The 1,350-nt window shown below is 68.4% G+C and carries 1 protein-coding gene; it reads left to right on the forward strand.

The features are described 5' to 3' along the window. Window positions 1–135: 135 nt before the first annotated feature. Window positions 136–1,332: an IS110 family RNA-guided transposase gene (locus tag ACZ7L7_RS37175; RefSeq protein WP_453609388.1), complete on the forward strand. Its 1,197-nt coding sequence runs from the start codon at window positions 136–138 to the stop codon at window positions 1,330–1,332. Window positions 1,333–1,350 lie beyond the last annotated feature (18 nt).

Below are 1,350 nucleotides of genomic sequence, written 5' to 3' on the forward strand. Positions count from 1 at the left end.
TTCCATCGCTTCGCCGCCCGGTGCCCCACGACGACTCGGCCGCCGATTAGGAAGTGCGAACAAGTCGCTGTGTAGAGCAATGCCGGCGAGGTCGTCCGTGGCACGAACAGAGCGAACACGTACGTCAGGAGCACTATGAGCCGGATATGGGCGGGGATCGACAGCGGCAAGGGCCACCATCACGGCCTCGCCCTGGATGCGGACGGCAAGACGCTGCTGTCGCGGCGCGTGGCCAACGACGAACCCGAGCTGCTGAAGCTGATCGGTGATGTCCTGGACCTGGCCGACGGCCGCCAGGTCACCTGGGCCATCGACATGACCGGCGGGGAGCCCGCCCTGCTGCTGGCCCTGCTGGTCAACCACGGGCAGGAAGTCCTCTATATGCCCGGACGGCTGGTGAACCGGGCCTCCGACGGCTACCGCGGCGAGGGCAAGACCGACGCCCGTGACGCCTACGTCATCGCCGACCAGGCCAGGATGCGCCGTGACCTGCGGCCCATCCGCCCCGGTGACGAAGCCGCCGTCGAGCTGAAGCTGCTGACCGGACGCCGGTCCGACCTGGTGGAAGACCGCACCCGCGTGGTCAACCGCCTGCGCGGCACGCTGCTGAGCATGTTCCCTGCCCTGGAGAGGGCTTTGGACGTGACCAACACAGGCCCGCTCAGGCTGCTGACGGGCTACCAGACGCCGGCCTCGATCCGCCGGGCCGGTGTCACGCGGCTGACGAAGTGGCTGGCCAACCGCAAGGTCCGCAACGCGAGAACCCTGGCCGAAGCGGCGGTCGAGGCCGCCGAGCGCCAGCACACCGCCGTCCCCGGGGAGAAGACCATCGCAAGGCTGGTCCACACCCTGGCCGAGGAGGTGATGGCCCTCAACGAGCAGATCCGCGAGATGGACAAGCTCATCGAGGGCCGGTTTCGCGAGCACGAGCTCGCCGACATCGTCCTGAGCGTTCCCGGAATCGGCGCGACCCTCGGTGCCGAGTTCCTCGCCGCCGTCGGCGGCAGCCTGGACGACTTCGGTTCCCCGGACTCCCTGGCGGCCTTCGCCGGGGTCGCCCCCGCACCTCGCGACTCGGGCAAGGTCAGCGGCAACCTCCACCGGCCGATCGTCTACCACCGCAGACTCCAGCGCGTCTTCTACACATCCGCACTGGTCAGCGTCCAATTCGACCCCAACTCGCGGGCGTTCTACGACCGCAAACGGGCCGAGGGGAAGAAGCACGTCCAGGCCGTGCTCGCCCTCGCCCGCCGACGCGTCAACGTCATCTGGGCTCTGATTCGTGACCGGCGGTGCTACGAAGTGACACCGCCGGTGACTGCGGCAGCTTGACAACAGCATTAGGAAGCG

It is taken from the genome of Streptomyces sp. NPDC110618 (assembly GCF_055657065.1).

Excerpts from the sequence above, each read along its gene's own strand:
- ACZ7L7_RS37175 (WP_453609388.1), top strand. The coding sequence starts at position 136 with ATGAGCCGGATATGGGCGGGGATCGACAGCGGCAAGGGCCACCATCAC.